Here is a 20,284-nt window from a genome sequence, read left to right on the forward strand (position 1 = left end):
CCCGCTTTTTTCACTTTCAATCCACTCTAAGTGAGGGGTTTACTCGCTATGTCGTCAATAAAATACATCTTTAACGTCCCCTTATTCTTAACCTCGACCTCACCCCTATAGACACAAGAGAAGTCCTCTTTTACCAGCGCATAGGTAACCTCAGAAATATTGATCTTACCGGCTTCCGAACTCGATTCCATGCGACTTGCCACATTTACCGTGTCGCCCCAAATATCATAGGCAAACTTTTTAGTACCTACCACTCCGGCAACTACGGGCCCTGTGTGAATACCGATGCGAACCTCAAATCCGGGGATCCCATCTGTGGAGTCTTGTCTTACCGCATCGACGAACTTCAGAATATCGATGGCCGCAAGAATCACCTTTTGAGGGTGATCACTTACAGGGAAGGGCAATCCTCCGGCACACATATACGCATCTCCTATGGTCTTTATCTTTTCAAGTCCGTATTGCTCAATGATCTCATCGAACTTGGAAAAGAAGTGATCTACACTCTTCACCAGTTCTTCCGGGGTCATATTTTCTGAAGTTTTCGTAAATCCTTTAAAGTCGGTAAACATCACGGTAACCGATTCGAACCGCTTGGCTTTCACCTTCCCGTTTTCTTTAAGCTCCTGAGCGGTTTCTTCGGGGAGAATATTGAGGAGTAGCGAATCAGACCGTCCCTTTTCTTCCTGTATAATACGATTAGCCTTTTTGATGAATTTGTAACGATTAAAAAGTCCGAGCACCAGGATCATTAACAACCCTGAAACGGCGACCGTAGCTATGGTAACACTCTTTTGCCGTTTTTGTTGTAATTCGGTGATCTCTGTTTCCCTCTCAAGTAAGGCGATCTGACTCTCTTTTTTCTCCAGGTCAAAATTTAATTGCGCAAAACGCACCTTATCATTGGCCGCAATATCAAATATGGAATCTTTAAGTTCCAGATATCTTTTGTGATGCTTCAGCGCCTGATCATAATCGCCCTGTTTTTCGTAGGCCATATACAGTGCCTTATTCACATCACGTTGTGCCTGTAGCATTCCGGAAGCATTACTTATCATCAAGGCTTCCTGCAGGTAACCCAGTCCAAGTACCGGCTGATCGGATTTAATGTAGGAGCTGCCTAACTTATTCAGACCTTCTACCCAGTTCCTGTCAGAGCTCCATTTTTTTGCCGATGCCACCGACCTTTTGTAATAATCCCTCGCCTGGTCTGTTTGTCCCAGCCCTTCATAAGATTCTCCTGCCTTGAGCAAGGTCTCTGCATAATATATACTCCCCTCATCATAAGGTAGGAGAGCGAGGTATTGCTGTAACGACTCCTTGTAATTCGCATTGATCAAATTGTATTCAGCCAGGCCGGCCCTGTAATAGATCTCCCAGTTTTCGCTTCCTTCAAAGCCTGCATCCAGATAGGTCTTACAATCGGCGTAATACTTCATAGCCTTCTCTGGTTCCTGCATATAATTTCCGTATAGTGCGGCAAGATTGATCAATACACTTACGATGCGCGTGGTATCTTTTAAAGCCTCTCCTTTCTGAAGGGCGGGTATGAGGTAATCGATCGCTACAGGGTCTCCCTCATTGAGATACATGGCACCGAGATTAGACTCCAGGTTGGCTATCCCGGGAACATCATTAATGCGCTTATACAATTCCAGGGATTCCATCGAATACCGGGTAGCTTCATATCGGTTAGACTGATAGTCATAGTTTACTCCGAGGTATTTCAACGCTTCGGCTTCACCACGCAGATACCCTATCTCTTTGGCCAGCGTTATGGCTTCCTGCAGCACACTATCGGCTTTTTGAAAGCGCCCCTCATTGATGTAGAAGAAAGCCAGGGTATTAAGGTTGTTCACCTTAAGGGAATCGCTTGTGTCCGATACATTGCCTATTAGCTCCATTTCTCTTACCTCCTGAGCACAGAGCATACCATGGCCTGATAATACGAGAAAAAGCATCATCCATAGCCATAGAGAACAGTACAGGGAAACTTTCATAAAATTATTGTTTGACTACTTTAATGGTCTTGCTTTCCAGGGTGGTTACGATCTGCAGCATGTATACCCCCGGATAAAATCCCTGGGTATTAATTCGCTGCTGTACAGAGGTCCCGCTGTTCTCTGTGAAAGACTCATACACCATTCTGCCGGTAATATCATACATCTTCAATGATCGAATAGCACCTTCTCCGGGATGCACGACAAGTTCGTTAGCTACCGGATTGGGATAGGCCGTTATTTGCGTGATCACTGGAGAAGTGGTTACTGCCTGACCGCTTGCGGCAGCAACCAATTCGGGATCTTTTAAAGAGGCTGCAGCTTCCTGATCTGTAACATCCTTGGCAGAGCAGCGATTACTGTTTAATGTGGCATCGGTGCTCACTGAAGAAGGGTTACAGCTACCAAAGGTGCATACGAACCAGGTCATGGCTGCACCGTCAAACCGCACCTTTAACTCATGCTCTCCAGGCAAAAACTCCACAGGGAGATCTGCAGCCACATCTCCATTTGCCTCTATGTAATTGGCATCTTCCAATAGATAAAGTGAAAATTCATTGGGATTGATATATCTGAAGTTCGCGATATAGCGGTACCCATCTGTTGCGAAATCCGGATTTAATTGGACACAATCAAAATAGGTGCGGATCTTACTTCCTTGAGAAGGATTCACATAGAGTATACCTGGTACTGCTGTTTCGATCACATAGTTCTCAGGAGGAGCTATAGCAATAGTAAATGCTCCGGTATCACCAGGGGTATAGGGTATACCGGCGGCATCTGTTATATTGAATTCAACGCCATCCGGGAAAACATCACTCTCGGTTTCTCCATAGACATATCCTGTAAGTGTATACGCTATCTGCGTCGAGTCTATAGCCTCTCCCTGTTGCAAAATGAGATCGGTCGTGATGGCGGTAAGGGTAGCAGGGCTCATTTGAAGTCTGCTCAGGTCATAGGTAACATTGAAATTAGAAGCTATAGGATGCAGTAATACCCCGGGATACGTATAATGCGCATCCTGTGAGGTTGGCGTAACATCAAGTCCTGTGATCAGATTCAAAGCATAAAGCCTTTCCACTCCCCTTTCGTCTGTAGACACATCAGCCTCATCGATAATGGTAAAGGTTCGGGCGTACTCACTATCGTCATCTTCTCCACCAAAGCTGGTTTCATTTAATACGGTCCTGAAGCGATTCTCAATAGAAACATCGGCGAGACCATCAAAGAAATCCTGACCATTTAGTACGGTACGGAATCTGTTAAGTACCGTTCTGAACCGATTATTAAGGGGATCATCTGCATTGATATAATCCTCAAAATGATCCATTTCCAGATCGATAATATCCATGCCGTTCAACACTGTCCGGAAGCGATTCCTGATGGTGTTTTCAGAAACCATCCATGCATTATTATTGAGCAATCCCAGAATATCCTCACCATTGAGCACTGTTCTGAACCTGTTGACCAAGGCGAATGTGTTGTCAGGAAAATACCCTGATTCATGAGCTTGCTTGAGGTTTTGCAGAAATAACTCCTTCTGAGAAATACTGTCTGCCTCATAAATGTATTCCATTTCCAGTTCTACAAGATCGCCATAGGTATAACTTGCCGGAAGGGGTTTGATCTGAAGATCTCTCCGGTTCACCTTGAACACCGACGATTTGAAATTTACGATATAGGTTTGTAGCAGCGAAGCATCCGGAGTTTCTTCAAAATCTGCTGTTACCAGATAACTCCTCACGTCGGGAAAAGGAGGCACTGCGGGGGTCGAAAAGCCAATAGCAGGAAAGCTCAGGTCTTCAAAACTCACATCCTCCGGCAATCCATCGACCGTATACGTAAAGGCATAATCATTACCATAGGTGATCTTAAGACTATCTACGGAAATGGTAAGTGCGGTTTTATCGTCAAGAAGATCTTCCGTATTTGAAGTTACGATCTCTGTTCCCCCAGGTGTTTTTGGTTGCACCTCAACATAGATCAATCCACTCCCCGAAAATTCGGGAACGGTCACGGTGATGGCCGTTTCACTTATGCTGCTTATCTCCAGCGGAGACCCGTTGAGAAATACCCGGGCTTCAGAAGTAAAGTTCTGCCCGGTAAGGGTGAGTTCGAAAGCTTCGGCACTCACATTGATCCCGGGATCGATCACGGGTTTATCCAATACAGGTGCCCGCGCTGCGAGGCTGGCAAAGGTCGCCTCCACATCAATAAATCCTGCTCCCGACTGTTCGGGAGATCCCACAGGCCTGGCGAACTGCTGGTAGAGAGCTAAGATCGGGGCTGAAGCACCTACCTCATCGGGTGCGCTTTGATACCACACATCATAGGCAGGCTTTAATAAGGCTATAGCACCCATGACATGCGGCGCCGCTGCAGAGGTTCCGAAGAACCGTTCAAATCCCTCTACGGCGGTAACCACACCATCGGGGGCAGCAATATCGGGTGCAACAATAGATGAAGAAGGGAGATCTCCTCCAAAACTTGAGTACCCCCTCGGGGCCACATTCTCCAGGTCAAAAGCATTCACCGCCCCTACAGTGATCACATCTTTCAAAGAAGCATGACCGCTAATGGTCGGGGCACCCCCGTATTCTAAAAAGTCTAATCCCTGGTACCTAAAGGCGATCACCCTGAAAGGCACCCGGGGCGTCTGAACTCCCTCTTCACTCACGATCATAAGATTTGCCTCTCCTTGTTCACTTACCGAAAAGGTCATGATCTCCAGCGCATCCCGGCCTGTACTAAAGCTGTTATTCCCCACAAGCAGGCGTCCGAGGTCGTCTACCACATACATATCAAAGTCGCTAACGGCACCTTCCTGATTATCTGTTGAAGCAAAGTCTTCGTCCCATTGAAAGGCCAAAAGATAGACTCCCGGTTCTACAGCGAATCGCAACAAATAATCTTCGCTTCCATCGGCATTGGTGCCGAACACATGAGCCCGCTCTTCGGGATCAAGTTGAAAATTATTATCGGGCAAGGAACTTCCGGCTGTAAATACGCCTGTAAATCCTTTATCGAGAAAATTTCCGGCTGCCGAAACAAAATACGTATCGCCTTTATTCAGAAAATCCTGAATGGCCTGTCCTGCAGGTCCATCACCATCAAATTCTTCATCGACAAAGGTCATATCGTCTCCGATCATATCTACCCCAAGAGCACTGAGTCGGTTCACCGCGTAGGCAAAGACCTGATCGGTCATGGCATAGTGAAATGCCAGCTTACTACCCGGCGCCACATCGTGAACGATCTGCAACATCGCCCTCCCCTCATCGGTACCCCCAATACCGGGATGATCTTCGATCACAATAACTTCTTCCTGATAATTATTGGGATTAGTTGCACCGGGAAGATCACCACTTCCCACATCAAAAAATGCATTAGAGCCGGTTGTCGATGGGAGTTTATCATAGCTATCGGAGATCACCCCGGTAAAAAATCCGGATCCATCTACGAACCGGGCTTCTTCCTCAGTTACCGTACCGAACGAACGTCTTGCAGCAAGCGACCCTTGAAGTGAATCTCCTTCAGAGAATGCCACAGCCTGAAGATCGGTCTCTTCGAGAAGAGGCAGGTAATTGGTGCGTACAAAATTGATAAGCCCTGCATGATCATTGAGTTCCAACAAGCGCGATACCGGAAAATAGCAGTCTACCGATGAGAATTGTTCTGAGATCAAAATATTCGGGTCGATCAGAAAATCACCCGAGCTAAAATTTAACCCGAAGGTATTTCTTAACAGATCGATCACCGCTGCAAGCTGCCCGGGATTGGGAACCACCTCTACCAGTAGCCTTTCGTTCTGAAGCTGGTAGATGATCTCCGATGGCTGCTCTCCTCCATTACCTGTGGCAAGCGCAAAAGATGAAGGATCGAGTATACCGGCGGTTTTGCCATTCTCCCCGTAAACAGGAAAGATAAAATCGGTCTCTTCGACATCCTGACAAAAGGAGGCACTGGAATTGGCTTCGACAGTTATGGTCTTACCACTCGGATTAGTAATGGTCCAGGTTACTGTTTCACCCTTTCCAAATACCACACTAAACGCTTTTTTATGAATACCCGGCTTGAAGTTGGTCATACCCTGCATGGACTTGCGTCCTTTTTTAAAGGCTACCTTGCTCTGCTCAGGCTTCAACCTTATCTCACGCCTTCCTGAATTCTCATAAGTAAAATTAGCCTTATAAAGTCCGTTACCTATGTCCTGCACACAAGCCCGTGTTCCCAGATCATTCTTTCCCTGTGCAAGAACAGCATGATGAACGAGGAATATCAAGGTAAGGAAGAGTCCGTTTCTGAGGAACATCAGAATCGAAGAAAAAGGTATTGGGGAAACGGTGGCCAGGCCGGGGTAATGGTATTTCATCGTTGGTTGTTTAAGTATTCTGCGAACAGCTACGCCCATGGAAACGTAGCACGTCCTAAAGATCATTCTATCACTCTTTCGGCATTCCCTAAAGAAGAAAACACCTCATAACACAGGCTATAGCAAGACTGATATAATGACACCAACGCATTAAGCAGCAGATCGTGAGCCTCATAAAGATAAACAATTAGTTGATGCCAATTACCTGAATTTAAGCCGATTAACACCCCTGAGCCCTACTTCATCCCTAAAACCCAATTTGCGCCCCGCGATATATGGCTATATTTACCCGAATTCCTATTTTTAGTCCATGACCTGGAAAGATGCCTTAAACGATTACCAGAACTACCTCCGTTTGGAACGCGGATTGTCTGATAATTCGATCAACAGCTATCTGTCTGATCTCAAAAAGTTATGGTCGTATCTCGAAGAATTCAATACCGATGTAGGTCCCGACAAGATCGGTGCCGAGACCCTTCAGGAATACCTCTATGACAAGGCACGCTCCCTTAAACCGCGCTCACAGGCCAGGCTGGTCTCCTCGCTTAAAGGATTCTTCGCATACATACAGTTCGAAAAATACCGCAACGACAACCCCACCAGTCTGTTAGAGAGTCCGCGACTCGGCAGAAAGCTTCCCGATACCCTTAGTTTTAAGGAGATCGTAAAAATGATCGACATCCTGAAAAACAAACGCCACAACCTGGAAACTGCCGGAAATCTTCAACACCCCGATTACCACATCCTGCTGCGCAATGAGGCGATACTGGAAACCCTTTACAGTTGCGGACTTCGGGTTAGTGAGCTTACCCATCTCAGGTTATCGGACCTCTTTTTTGAAGAAGGTTTCATCAGGGTACACGGTAAGGGGAACAAGCAGCGCTATGTACCGGTTACCGCACTCGCCATGAAATGCATCCTGGAATACCTGGATTCAGGACGTACCCAGCTCAATATAGCCCATGGGCATGAGGATATCGTATTCCTGAATCGCAGGGGAAAACAGCTCACGCGAGCCATGATCTTTACCCTCATAAGGCAAACGGCAGCCCAGGCCGATATAAAGAAAAAGATAAGTCCGCACACCTTTCGACATTCATTCGCCACCCATCTTCTTCGGGGAGGCGCAGACCTTCGGGCCATTCAGCAAATGCTTGGCCATGAGAGCATCACCACTACAGAAATATACATGCACCTGGATCGCACCGACCTTAAACGGAGTATTCTGGAGCATCATCCGAGAAACGACTAAACGCTTGACCCCCGAGCTAAATTTCATTAAATTCATAGGCGATATTCACCGTATATAATCCACCTCGCTTATGAAGACCGTCTTGCTTAATGATCAGTTAGAAATACCCGCCATCGGACTTGGCACCTGGAAATCGGCTCCCGGGGAGGTAGGTCAGGCAGTGATCGAAGCCATCCGTAGCGGATACCGACATATCGATTGCGCCGCGATATACGGTAATGAAAAAGAAATTGGCGAAGCCTTAAAAACGGTTTTTGATCAGGGTGATGTTACCAGGGAAGAACTTTGGATCACTTCGAAACTATGGAATAATGCCCACCAAAAAGACCGTGTGCTCCCTGCGCTGCAAACCACGTTGAAAGATCTGCAACTGGAGTATCTCGACCTATACCTGGTGCATTGGCCGGTGGCATTTAAACCTGAAGTTACCGGTGCAGAAAAAGCTGAAGATTACCTCAGGCCTGAAGAATGCCCCGTTGAAGAAACATGGAGTGCCATGGAAGAGGCAGTAGCACAGGGACTCACCAAAAGTATTGGGGTTTCTAATTTCAGCGTTAAAAAGTTAAACCATCTTTTAAAACACAGTACGATCAAACCATCGATGAACCAGGTCGAACTCCATCCCTACCTCTCCCAGAACGATCTCCTCGAATTCTGCGCGCAACACCACATTGCTATTACGGCCTACTCCCCCCTGGGATCAGGAGACCGGCCAAAGAACATGAAAAAGGAGAACGAGCCGGCATTACTGCAAAATGAGACCATCAATACCATAGCCCGGGCACACAAATGCACACCTGCACAGGTACTCATTGCCTGGCATCTGCACAGGAATTGTGTCGCGATCCCGAAGTCGACCAATAACACGCGCATTGAGCAAAACGCAGCGAGCGAACACATCTCGCTTACTGAAGATGATATGAAAGCCATAGGAGATCTTAACATTCCCTATCGCTATGTAGATGGCAGCTTTTTCGAATTGGAAGGAAACGGCTACACGAATATTTTCGACGAATAAACTTAAAACGCACAAGACCATGGGTAAGGCTTCATCAAAAAAATGGTGGAAAGAGAGCGTGGTATACCAGATATACCCCAGGAGCTTTAAAGACAGTAACGGAGATGGTGTAGGCGACCTCCGGGGGATCATCTCGAAGTTAGATTATCTAAAAAGCCTGAACATTGATGTACTATGGCTTAATCCCATATACCGCTCACCAAACGATGATAACGGTTACGACATTAGCGATTACCGTGCTATCATGGAAGAATTTGGGAACATGGCCGATTTTGATGCATTGCTCAAAGGGGTGCATGAACGGGGAATAAAGCTCATCATGGATCTCGTAGTGAACCACAGTAGCGATGAGCACGAATGGTTCAAAAGGTCGCGCAGTTCCCGTGACGATGCGTTCCGGGACTATTACCATTGGTGGCCCGCAGAAAAAGGCACACCCCCAAAGCGATGGAGCTACTTTGACCTTGAAGACAATGCCTGGCAATACGACGAAACCACCGATGCATACTACCTGCATTATTTCTCGGTAAAACAACCGGACCTCAAATGGGAAAACCCCGAATTAAGACGGGCCGTTTACGATATGATGCACTTTTGGTTTCAAAAAGGTATTGACGGCTTCCGAATGGACGTAATTCCGTTTATATCAAAAGACACCGCCTACCCGGAACTCCCGGAATCCTACAAAGGCGATTTTATTGCCTATTACGCTAACGGCCCGAGATTACACGAATTTCTCCAGGAAATGAACCGGGAAGTACTCAGCAAATACGACATTATGACCGTTGGTGAAGCTCCGGGCGTTACCCTGGAACAAGCCTTGAATTTTGTAGATGAAGACCGAAAGGAACTCGATATGTTCTTCCATTTCGACCTTTTAGCATTAGACAGGGAACCCGGAGAAGTATTTAAAATGCGGAAAGACCAATGGAAACTTACAGAATTTAAGCAGATCCATTCCAGGTGGGATGCCGTGTTCAAAGACAAAGGCTGGGGAAGTATCTTTCTATGCAATCACGACTTTCCACGAAGTGTTAGCCGATGGGGCAACGACAGCCCCAGATACTGGCATAACAGCGCCACGATGCTACAAACCTTTAGCCTGAGCATGAGAGGCACTCCCTTCTTTTATCAGGGAGAAGAAATAGGTATGACCAATATACGTTTTGATGCTATAGAAGATTACCGCGACATCAACACCCTTAATGCCTACCATAAGGCAGCACACCGATGTGACGACCTTAAGGCTTTTCTTGAGAACGAAAAAGACGCCAGTCGCGATAACGCCAGAACCCCGATGCAATGGGACACTTCAGAAAACGCGGGCTTCACTAATGGTACGCCATGGATAAAAGTGAATACAAATTTCAAGGAGGGGATAAATGTTGCAGAACAAGATAAGGACCAAAACTCTGTACTCAATTACTTCCGTAAAATGACACAAGTCAGGAAAACACATGAAGGACTTATCTACGGCAGCTACGAGCTCGTGGAAGAAGGCCATGAAGAAATCTATGCCTATACCCGAATCTGGGGGGAAGAACGCTATGTAGTATTACTCAGTTTTTCTGAAAACCAAGTGACCTTCCCACTGCATACCCTATCGCATAAAAAGGGAACACTGTTGATCAGTAATGATGAGGCTCCGCAAAACCTTCCTGATGACAAAATAACATTGCATCCGTACCAGGCAGCGATCTACAGATTTACTCCAAAATAACATGTGCCAATTGAATCGGCATCAAAGGTAACAGATACAACGCTAATGCGGCAATGACCTTACATCAATAAAGTCATGCCCATACGATAAAGGTATCTGCATATGGCGCCGGGACTCCACCTAGAGACCGGTGTAAAATGGTATGCTACAGAAAAGACCTATTGCGGATTGGCTCCAAAAACATGCGCTTCTACCGCCTTCCAAACGTAATAATGGAAAACAGATCCGGCACTTACCAGAAATAAGAATACGACAATGTTAATGGGTGCAAAAAAGTCGAGATTGTGCTTGAAAAATAGGAAGAGCACACAGCATAGCGGTACCAAGACCGACTCAAGAACTTTTGGTTTCATAGGTTAAATTATTTGGTTTACCTGGTATCCTATTTATATAAACCTGAAAGGGGCAAAAGATCAGGCCTAACATAGGATGTAAAATTTGGGCTATTAGGTAACCTCAATATTAAGACAATTCCTATAGTTTTCAAAAAAATACTTGATTACTTTCGATTTAAATACAAAAAATCCGGATGTAATTACAGAAAATACAAATATTTAATAGCTAAATAACCTACAAATTTATATTTTACCCAACGCAAATAGCACAGGCAGGAAACTGCACCGAAAACTAAAAAAAGGAACCCTATGAACCACAATGTCCCGTATATCTCCAGGAGTGAAAACCATATTAACTGGTTACCTTTTACCCTGATCTATACGGTGATCACCGCTGCAGATATCGCCGTACTCAGCATGGACCTGCCACACGTGTACAGGGAGATCACCAAGCCGCTTATCCTGATAGCGCTAATGATATTCTTTGTATGGAAGGCCTTCCCTCTTAAAAACCGCAGATCGTGGTTATTTCTGGGAGGACTATTCTTTTCGTTTTTGGGCGACGGGTTTCTAAACTACGAAGGGTACTTTTTACCGGGACTCCTCGCCTTCTTTACCGCGCATGTATGTTACATAGCTGCATTTTCCATGCGCAAAGGCTTCCGTCAAATTTGGAAAACTCCGATCCCCTATCTTACCCTAAGCTATGCGATCGGCGTCTTTCTTTGGCTCGAGCCTCACCTCGGGGCGCTCAAGCCGTATGTGGTTCTTTATATGATCATTCTTGTTGCTTTGGTTATTGCTTTGCTAAGTCGCAAAGCAATGGTAAGCCCTTCTGCTTACATTATTGGCCTGGTCGGAGGCTACCTCTTCCTCCTCTCCGATTCGCTTCTCGCCATCAATAAATTTGCAGCTCCTTTTTTCCTGGCACCACAGGCCATCATGATCACCTATGCCCTGGCTCAATTTCTATTGTTGAAAAGTTTTTTAACCTCCCGTCCATAATCCTCAACGTTAGTAAACAAGGGCCTTCCGGACATTGAACATCGGTTTTACACGATTTTTATATTTTGTTGATTAACAATATTTTACCTAAGTTTAAGAGTCCATTTTAAACACAGCTACTTATTGTATGAGGTCCATACTGTATTACATTGCCTATTTTGGTTTGTTGCTCGCTGATCTCCTGCTCATACACTTTCGGCCTGAAAGTAATTGGAGACCGGTGCTGGAACCGGCACTTATGGTTATCCTCTTTCTCTACTTCAAGTTTCATTACAGGGTCAAGAATACAGACCATCCCAGATTGGTTCAGGTAGCTTTAAGCTCGCTATTACTCGGCGGATTCTTCTTAATGAAATCAGCACCGCTTAACAGTTTCCTTGCCGGATTCTGTTTCTTTCTTATTGCGAACATCGCCTATACCCTGATGTTCTATCGTTATGCCGACATGAACTTAAAAAGGGTCATACCTTTTGTAACTGTGGCATACATCATGGCAATCGCACTTTTGTATTATTTCTACGATGCCTTCGGGTATTACTTTTTACCGGCCTTCTTTTATATTTTCGTTTTGCTCAATTGTTTGCAGGCTGCCTTCCTGCGCTACAATATGGTTAGCCCAAAAAGTTACTACCTGGTATTTTCGGGCGTTTTCCTTTTCCTGATCGCACAGGTTCTTGCAGGGGTGTATTATTTCCTGATCCCTGAAGCCTTTCTTGTACCACTAGTTGTAGCCATCTTCTTTATCTCTCAGATCCTCATTATACACGGCGTTCTAAGCAACACACCGAAAACAGAGGAAGGATCAGCATCAGCAATAGTATATGCTGAGCAAGCAGAGAAGGAGAAGGTTAAAGAAACAGCCTCATAACCACCAAGTGCGGAACATGGTATAAGTGACCATACGGACTTATCGTATTTTCTTACACCTTCCTCATACCCTTGAACAGGTGATGTAAACCCTGCATTCGATCTCTTATTTCATTTTTTTACTGTTATGGCTGTAACAATTTATTACTTTAGGTGACTAAACTACTAAAGCAACCAACCCTCAACGTGAAAAAAGACCTGGAACATGAATTTGTACAACAGCTGGAAGCCAACCAGAACATTGTACACAAAATATGCAGGATCTATACGAACGATAAGCACGGTCATAATGACCTCTTTCAGGAGATCACCATACAGCTGTGGAAGGCCTATCCCAAATTCAGGGGAGACGCTAAATTCAGCACCTGGATGTATCGTGTAGCGCTGAATACGGCAATTACCCTGTACCGCAAGAAAAAACGAAGGCCTGATAATACCGATATTGAAGCTGTAGCCTACCGCCTTCAGGCAGACGCCTATGACGATGCGCAGGAGCAACAGCTCAAACTCATTTACGAAGCCATCAAGCAGCTTAATGATATCGAAAAGGCACTTGTCTTTTTATACCTGGAAGACAAGAATTATGCCGAGATCTCAGATACCCTGGGTATTACCGAGGTAAATGCACGGGTAAAAATGAATCGGGTAAAGAATAAACTCAGAACAATATTGAACCCCTGATATGGACGAACTGGATATTTTTAAAGAACAATGGAAAAAGGAAGAGCAGCATCTTCCGCACCTGAAGTTTGAGGAGATCTACAAAATGATCCTCAAGCGATCCTCTTCTGCCGTGAAATGGATCTTTATCATCAGCATCCTTGAACTGGTATTCGGTCTTGCAGTCACCGCCTTCTGGCACCCATCCTTCGAGCAGGATCTCGAGATTCCTCCTGTTGCAGAATGGATCTCCTGGGCCGTTTTCCCTTTGGGGATCTATTTCATTTACCGATTCTTTAGCAACTACCGGCTTATCAATACCACCTCTTCGGTCAATGAATTGCTTACCAATATCATGAAGGCTCGCAGAACGGTTCGCCTTTGGATCATCATTAATCTTGTTATCGCAGGTGTTGGCGCTATGATCATGATGCTTTCTGCCCTGATCGACCAAAAAGGAGGCTGGGACGCCTTCACAGCAGAAGCAAGTCTTACCGACTACTTTATCATATTCGGACTTAGCGCAGGGCTAACCCTGTTTATCGTCACGGTCACCCTCGCGATCTACTTCCTGCTCTACGGATTGCTCATGCGAAGGCTTAACAGGAATTACAAAGAGCTTAAAAAAATGGAATTGTAAAAAAACGGCCTTTCTCATTACAGAAAGGCCGTTTTTTTAAACTTAAAAGGGGTGTTTTCTAATATGCTTTATCGTAGGCCTTTCTAACAGCCGGACGTCCGTTTTCCATCCAGGCAGGTGCAGCTTCCCCCTTAAGGTAATGATCAAAGAATTGCATCATTCGCACCGAAAGGTCTTTACGGTTACCCCATGCACTACCGCTAAGGTTGTGAGGCATACCATTATAGTTTAGCATCCAAACAGGTTGATCCAATCTTCTTAGGGCCACAAAGAATTCTATTCCCTGGTACCACGGTACGGCTCCATCGTTATCATTGTGCATCATAAGCAAAGGCGTATTTACCTTATCGGCAAAGAACAAGGGTGAATTCTCCAGGTACAGATCGCGGGCATCCCAGAGCGTTTGGCCCAAACGGCTTTGCGTACGTTCATACTGGAACATTCTGCTCATTCCACTACCCCATCGAATTCCTCCATAGGCCGAGGTCATATTACTCACCGGAGCTCCGGCCATAGCGGCGGCAAAACGATCGGTTTGTGTAATAAGGTAGGCTGTTTGATATCCTCCCCAGCTTTGTCCTTGAAGCGCAACCTTATCTCCATCGATAAAATCATATTCAGAAACCATGGCCTCTACGCCACTTACGATACAATCATAGGCACTTTGTCCCGGGTAACCGTCACGATATACAATATCCGGCACAAAGATCACATAATCGTTACTCACATAAAACGATTTATTGACCACCGACCTGCTGGGTGCAGGATGGTTAAATCCGTGAATACGATCGGACGAGCGTTCGTAGAAATAGGTCACCATGGGGTACTTTTTACCCGCTTGCATATTTTCGGGCATATACAACACCCCCTGTAGCTGGCTGCCATCATATCCTTTCCACTCCACCAGTTTGGTTTCACCCCACTTGAAGGCATCCATCTGGGCACCCGCAGCGGTTACCTTCACCGGATTAGCAAAATCGGTATTACTCACCAGAAGCTCAGGGAACATATCAAAGCGCTCTTTGGTAAAAACCACGGTGTTGGCATCTGCAGCCTTGGTCAGGAACCGAACACGGTGATCACCCATTTGGGTCACCTCAGGCTCCCTGGCCTTATTAAGGCGGGCAAAAGCAAATCCTGATCGCTTGGTCAACTCATTAAAGACCGTGAGTGTAGCTACTGCACGCGGATCAATAAAATCGGCATCCTCATCTAACTCGAGATAGCGATAAACCGTATGGTTGGTTCTTCCGTTTACGGTAACATTTAAAGGCGTTTTTTTACCGCTTGGATCCAGGCGCCAGATATCATAACGATCGTATACATATACGTACTTGTCGTCTTTACTCCATCCGGCTATGCCGTATGGCCTTGGCTCAGAAGGGGTGTCATGCAATTCATCGTAGAACACGACATCAAGATCTTTTGTCAGAGCTTTTCTGCTACCGCTGGCAAGGTCTATTCCGTAGTAGATGCTATCCATACGGTCGTAAAGGAGGGCATAATTTTGAGCGGGCCCTATATCGATACCAGGTTGCCCCTGAGCAATGAGCTTGCGGTCACCTGTTCGGGTATCTACCAGGTAAAAATCATTGATCCAGAGACCACTCCAGGAACGTGCTCTTTCATAAGGGTCTGCATCGATACCCAGGGCGTAGTTCGCATCGCCATCATCCAGGAGCCTGATATTGGTCATCGAACTATCGGCTAGCTGAAAGGCCTTTCCATCTTCCATATGGTATACCGCCCTGAAGGTGCGCTTTTCATCCTGACTTTTATTGAGCAATTGCATGGGCTGCAACTGCTTATCGGTCCATGCCCAAATATCCAATTTGGCACGCTCGCGATCCAGCAGGGTGTCTTTTGGGTGCTCCTGCTCCTTGAATGCTGTTCCGAAGAATAATTTACTACCGTCTTCTGAGAACCTCGGAGTTTCGTTCTTACTGATCTCCCAGTCTGCGGGAAGTCCTTCTATCCCGGAAACCGCTACCAGGGACTCAGGCGTTCCTGCATGCAGGGCATACGATTTGATATCGGTAGTATCAGCCGTAAAAAGATAGGCCATTTGCCCACCTTTTTCATCGAGGGTTAATCCGGTGATCTCTCCATCACGCTTTACCAGGGTATCCAGTTGTTGCGTAAGCGCATCGAACCTGGTCAGGGCCGTATGCACCCCAAGACTGTCTTTATCTTCGTGTTGCATGAAAAGCAATCCCGATTTCTTTGCCCAGCGGAAATTTTTCACATCGGCAAAGCTCAGGCTATCGCCTTTGATCGGATTCAAGGCCAGCAAAAGGGTATCGCGTTTTGCCTCTTTACTCTTTTCTGCCACAGCAGTAGTATCTGCATCACCCTGAGCAAGGCTATCGGCAGATTCGGCTTTGAGCACTACGGTCTTAAAGGCCATCCATGCACTGCCCTTTTCAGGCATTTTAGCCCCGTGATTATCGGGGTACTTGATGAGCTTTTGGCTGCTCAGGACATAAATTCCCAGAGAATCTGTCTGGCGTTTTTTCTTCGAAATCTTTTCAGTCTCTTCCTTTCTTTTGAGTTCCAGTGAAGGCTTAATAGCAAATGTAAGATAGCTGCCATCACCGCTAAATTTTGGATCTTCTGCCCTTGGAATGGTATCAGAGGTACCGCGCTTCAGGTTGGTTATCACCAGGCTGGGATCACCCATCCCCGGAGAAAGTTCATAGATTAGGTGTTGACCATCGGGGGAGAGCTCTGCTCCCGTAATAGCCTTCCATTGATCAAAGTCGGCCGGCGTGAGCGATCGCTTCTGTGCCTGCACGACCAGTCCTGCCAGGAATAACCCCAGCATAAACAAGTAATTCTTACTCATGAGTGTTGATTGCGTTAATGATATTTAGTGAAATTATGGACGATTAGACCATTTTCTGGCTTCGTTGAGCGCTTCCATCTCTGCCAGTGCCTCTTCAGGGATCACCTTGAGAAAAGACGGGTGTTGCTCTATGGCGTATTCGATCTTTTCTACGATCTCTTCTACGGTCTCATTGTCATAATCAATTTGCAGTGGTTCTTTGATGACCATAGATTGCAGAATACCTTTTTTCTTTACCCGTAAGCCTTTTTTATCGAACGATCGTCTGAATCCATCAATAACGATAGGCACTACAATAGGCTTGTACTGTTTTATGATATGAGCGGTCCCTTTTCTAATTGGCTTCCAGGGTTTTGTAGTTCCCTGTGGGAAAGTGATCACCCAACCATCGTCCAGGGCTACGCCTATATTTTTAGTATCGTTGGTATTTACCTCCCGCTTGATATCCTTTCCCTTTTCCCGCCAGGTACGCTCTACAGATATAGCTCCTGCATATGCCATGATCTTAGGAAGCAGTCCGCTCTTCATGGTTTCCTTGGCAGCGATATAATAGATATTGAGCTTGGGATGACGCAGGTACCCTACATTCTTAATACTATCTGTACGACCACTAAGACTGGCATTGAACACATGGAACATCGCCACAACATCGGCAAAATAGGTCTGGTGATTGGAAACAAAAAGCACCCCTGTTTCCGGCAGGTTTTTTATAAGCTCTGAACCTTCGATCTGAAGTTCATTAAATCCGCGGTAGCGTTGGTGGGTCATCAATCCCGCAAACTGGATCAACCATTTTTTTACAAAAAGTATATGTCCGAAAGGATTCTTCTTTATCAACGTCATTATAAATTCTGTTCTCAGTGGAAATCAAAAGTACAAAATAAGACTTTAATGCGATTTTTCAAGCATTTCTTTTACCTCACTTAAGATCATGGCCGTAGCTCCCCAAACCGTATGATCATTAAGGCGAAACGCCGGAACTTCAATATCCCGTGCATAGGAGGTGTCAAGGCGCTGATAGAACATGGCCCTGTCGTTTAAAAATTCTTCCAAGCGCACTTCTATAAGCCGTTCAACCTCGCTTTCCTGTCTTGTAAATTGTGGTTTGTGATCTGCATACCCCATATAAGGATATACCATAAAATTACTCGGAGGTATATACACTTCCGAAAGACTCCTGATCACCTTGACCTGCTGCGGGGCCACCCCCACCTCTTCATGGGTTTCCCTTAAGGCGGTAGCTTCCAGGTCTCTGTCAAAACGCTCCACCTTTCCCCCGGGAAGGCCTACCTGATTGGAATGAACCCCTTTGTAGGTCTTCCTTAAAATAAGCAACAACCTTGTTTCGCTATCGTCGCCGGGATAGAACAAATTGAGCACCGCCGCCTTACGCGGCTGGCCGGAAGGTTTATAATTGGCCTTTAGCTGCGCTTTGCGTTCCGGCGGGATCATTTTATGATGAGAATCCAGGCCGGGCAAAGGCAGATTTTTTATTTTTGGGATCAAACGGTAAAATTCTTCAAATTTCATGAGCTACGTATTCTTTCGTCCCCTTACAATATTACTATTAATTCTTTTAACCGCCTGTGGGAACAACGAAGCCAAACAGCAACAAGCCCGTGCAGCAAGAGAAAAGTTTGTTGCAGACAGCATTAAAGCAGTCAAAGCTCAAGAGGCGCTATTAAAGAAAAAGGAAGAAGAGGCTAAAAAGGAAGAATTCGTACTCACTGAAGAGAATGCTATTCCCTTTTTCTTTGAATATCAAAAACAACATCCCGAAGATAAGGTGAGGGTTTATACCGATATGGGCAACTTCGATCTTGACCTTTACGAAGAAACCCCCTACCACAGGGCGAACTTTATCTATTTAGCCGGAAAAAAATATTTTGACGGCACCTATTTCCACAGGGTGGTTAAGGACTTTATCATTCAGGGTGGTAACTCTGACCTTCGATCTACTGCAAAAAAAAGAGGCAAGATCGGCTCCTACCTGCTCCCGCCCGATACCCGTAAAGGATTCAAACACCACAGAGGAACCATCTCCATGCCCAGTAGCGACAATGTAAATAATCCACATAAACTCGCTTCTCCTTATGAATTCTTTATTGTGGTGACCGATCCGGGTTCTTATCACCTCGATGGGAATTACACCGCTTTCGGGAAAGTAATATCAGGGATGGACGTGGTAGATAAGATCAACAGTGTTCGTACAGACGACAGTGAATGGCCTGTACAGAACGTGCTTATCGATTCGGTACGTGTGATCAATTAACCCTGCGCAGCATTCTTATAAAGACTCGGAAGGGATAATTTAAAACGTACAGCAAGAAACCTTATCAGGATAACCACTACGATCGGAATCGCAAAGACCAGCTGGTCATTTATAGGGAACAGGTCCAGTATAAAATAACAGATACCTCCGACTACACAGGCAGTGGCATAGATCTCTTTGTGGAAGATAATAGGGATCTCATTGCAAAGAATATCCCGGATAACCCCTCCGAAGCAGGCCGAGATCGTACCAATGGTTATACACATAATGGGAATGAGTCCGGCATTAACGCCTTTTTCAAGTCCTACTACAGTATACAAGCCGATACCGAAAGTGTCGAATAAGAACAATGACGTACGGAGGTACCGAAGGTGTTTCCGCAAGATAACCGCCAGAAATACCGACCCCATGATCACATACATATAAGAGGGGTTCACCAACCATGCAACGGGCTCAACGCCCAGTATCACGTCTCTTAAGGTACCACCTCCCAAAGCCGTGACAAAGGCAATGATGAATATGCCGAAAGGATCCAGGCGCTTCTCCATAGCCGTAAGGACTCCAGAAATGGAAAAAGCAACGATCCCGAGCATCTCTATAGCGTAATACAACATCCGGTCATGATTTAAAAAGAATATCCTGTAATATAGGTTTTAATCCGCTGAAAAAGAACTCCACAGCGATCACCATTACGATAAGGCCCATAAGCCGCATCATAACATTGACCCCTGTTTGTCCGAGCAACTTAATGATCGTATTTGAACTGTATAGAATAAGATAGGTAACCACCATGACCAGTACCACACTCGCTATAAGGGCAACTTTAAGCGGAATGGTATTGGCATCTTCCATCAATATGATCGCATTGGTTAGCGCTCCCGGGCCACAGATCATAGGAATGGCCAGCGGAGTTATGGAAATATCGTCTACATACGTATGCACTTCAGAGTCTTTCACCTTGACCTTACCCAGGCGGGCCTGCAGCATATCCATCCCCATCAGGAAAAAGATCACCCCACCGACCATTCGAAAGCTATTTACCGAGATCCCAAAGAAATTGAACAATAGTTGCCCGGTAAACGCAAAGATCACAATGGTGATAAAGGCTACAATACTGGCTTTCCTGGCTGTTCTGGTACGATGTCCGGCATCGAGATCGGCGGTCATCGTTAAAAAAACAGGCATGGTACCCAGCGGATTGATCAGGGTAAAGAACGAGGTAAAAGCGAGTAAGGCGAAACTCAACATGTCATTCATATGCAATCGTTTTAATAAAGCGCAATCTTAAGGAGAACTGT

General features: G+C 45.7%; 16 protein-coding genes. 8 read left to right on the top strand and 8 right to left on the bottom strand.

Annotated features, from left to right (window positions below):
- Positions 1-26 precede the first annotated feature (26 nt).
- A complete protein-coding gene (locus tag IS446_RS12585; protein ID WP_203061100.1) occupies positions 27-2,000 on the bottom strand; it encodes an adenylate/guanylate cyclase domain-containing protein in 1,974 nt (657 codons plus the stop codon).
- 4 nt (positions 2,001-2,004) lie between these two features.
- A complete protein-coding gene (locus IS446_RS12590) occupies positions 2,005-6,372 on the bottom strand; it encodes a T9SS type A sorting domain-containing protein (RefSeq protein WP_203061101.1) in 4,368 nt (1,455 codons plus the stop codon).
- Positions 6,373-6,682: 310 nt separating this feature from the next.
- Between IS446_RS12590 and IS446_RS12595 the strand changes: the two genes are divergently transcribed.
- From IS446_RS12595 to IS446_RS12605, 3 genes are all read left to right on the top strand, one after another.
- Positions 6,683-7,624 (top strand): tyrosine recombinase, encoded by a 942-nt coding sequence (locus IS446_RS12595; RefSeq protein WP_203061102.1) that lies wholly within the window; start codon positions 6,683-6,685, stop codon positions 7,622-7,624.
- 70 nt (positions 7,625-7,694) lie between these two features.
- On the top strand, positions 7,695-8,642 hold the full coding sequence (locus IS446_RS12600; protein ID WP_203061103.1) for an aldo/keto reductase: 948 nt from the start codon (positions 7,695-7,697) through the stop codon (positions 8,640-8,642).
- Positions 8,643-8,661: 19 nt separating this feature from the next.
- Positions 8,662-10,362 (top strand): glycoside hydrolase family 13 protein, encoded by a 1,701-nt coding sequence (locus IS446_RS12605; protein ID WP_203061183.1) that lies wholly within the window; start codon positions 8,662-8,664, stop codon positions 10,360-10,362.
- 158 nt (positions 10,363-10,520) lie between these two features.
- Here IS446_RS12605 and IS446_RS12610 read toward each other — a convergent pair whose 3' ends face one another.
- Positions 10,521-10,715 (bottom strand): hypothetical protein, encoded by a 195-nt coding sequence (locus IS446_RS12610; RefSeq protein WP_203061104.1) that lies wholly within the window; start codon positions 10,713-10,715, stop codon positions 10,521-10,523.
- A gap of 291 nt (positions 10,716-11,006) precedes the next feature.
- On the opposite strand from IS446_RS12610, the gene IS446_RS12615 reads away from it, so the two are divergent.
- The 4 genes from IS446_RS12615 to IS446_RS12630 all read left to right on the top strand — a co-directional run bounded on the left by IS446_RS12615 (position 11,007) and on the right by IS446_RS12630 (position 13,869).
- On the top strand, positions 11,007-11,702 hold the full coding sequence (locus IS446_RS12615; protein WP_203061105.1) for a lysoplasmalogenase: 696 nt from the start codon (positions 11,007-11,009) through the stop codon (positions 11,700-11,702).
- A 127-nt stretch (positions 11,703-11,829) separates the two neighbouring features.
- Positions 11,830-12,570 (top strand): lysoplasmalogenase, encoded by a 741-nt coding sequence (locus IS446_RS12620; RefSeq protein ID WP_203061106.1) that lies wholly within the window; start codon positions 11,830-11,832, stop codon positions 12,568-12,570.
- A gap of 185 nt (positions 12,571-12,755) precedes the next feature.
- Positions 12,756-13,250 carry an RNA polymerase sigma factor gene (locus IS446_RS12625; RefSeq protein ID WP_203061184.1) on the top strand — a complete coding sequence of 165 codons (495 nt, stop codon included), beginning with the start codon at positions 12,756-12,758 and terminating at the stop codon, positions 13,248-13,250.
- A 1-nt stretch (position 13,251) separates the two neighbouring features.
- Complete coding sequence (locus IS446_RS12630) at positions 13,252-13,869, top strand: hypothetical protein (protein WP_203061107.1); 618 nt, start codon at positions 13,252-13,254, stop codon at positions 13,867-13,869.
- A 58-nt stretch (positions 13,870-13,927) separates the two neighbouring features.
- Here IS446_RS12630 and IS446_RS12635 read toward each other — a convergent pair whose 3' ends face one another.
- The 3 genes from IS446_RS12635 to IS446_RS12645 are packed head-to-tail and all read right to left on the bottom strand — an operon-like array spanning position 13,928 to position 18,244.
- The gene (locus IS446_RS12635) at positions 13,928-16,714 is read right to left on the bottom strand and encodes an alpha/beta hydrolase family protein (protein ID WP_203061108.1); all 2,787 of its coding nucleotides are present in this window, start codon (positions 16,712-16,714) and stop codon (positions 13,928-13,930) included.
- 33 nt (positions 16,715-16,747) lie between these two features.
- Positions 16,748-17,557 carry a lysophospholipid acyltransferase family protein gene (locus IS446_RS12640; protein ID WP_203061109.1) on the bottom strand — a complete coding sequence of 270 codons (810 nt, stop codon included), beginning with the start codon at positions 17,555-17,557 and terminating at the stop codon, positions 16,748-16,750.
- A gap of 45 nt (positions 17,558-17,602) precedes the next feature.
- The gene (locus IS446_RS12645) at positions 17,603-18,244 is read right to left on the bottom strand and encodes an NUDIX hydrolase (protein ID WP_203061110.1); all 642 of its coding nucleotides are present in this window, start codon (positions 18,242-18,244) and stop codon (positions 17,603-17,605) included.
- Between IS446_RS12645 and IS446_RS12650 the strand changes: the two genes are divergently transcribed.
- Entirely contained in the window at positions 18,243-18,986 is a 744-nt protein-coding gene (locus IS446_RS12650) for a peptidylprolyl isomerase (protein WP_203061111.1), read from the top strand. The two genes, IS446_RS12645 and IS446_RS12650, sit on opposite strands and share 2 nt — an antisense overlap.
- Here the strand turns inward: IS446_RS12650 and IS446_RS12655 are convergent.
- Positions 18,983-19,600: a trimeric intracellular cation channel family protein gene (locus IS446_RS12655; RefSeq protein WP_203061112.1), complete on the bottom strand. Its 618-nt coding sequence runs from the start codon at positions 19,598-19,600 to the stop codon at positions 18,983-18,985. The genes IS446_RS12650 and IS446_RS12655 overlap by 4 nt on opposite strands.
- Before the next feature lie 4 nt (positions 19,601-19,604).
- Positions 19,605-20,243 carry a MarC family protein gene (locus IS446_RS12660; RefSeq protein WP_203061113.1) on the bottom strand — a complete coding sequence of 213 codons (639 nt, stop codon included), beginning with the start codon at positions 20,241-20,243 and terminating at the stop codon, positions 19,605-19,607.
- Positions 20,244-20,284 lie beyond the last annotated feature (41 nt).

This window comes from Robertkochia sediminum (genome assembly GCF_016786255.1).
GTDB lineage: Bacteria > Bacteroidota > Bacteroidia > Flavobacteriales > Flavobacteriaceae > Robertkochia > Robertkochia sediminum.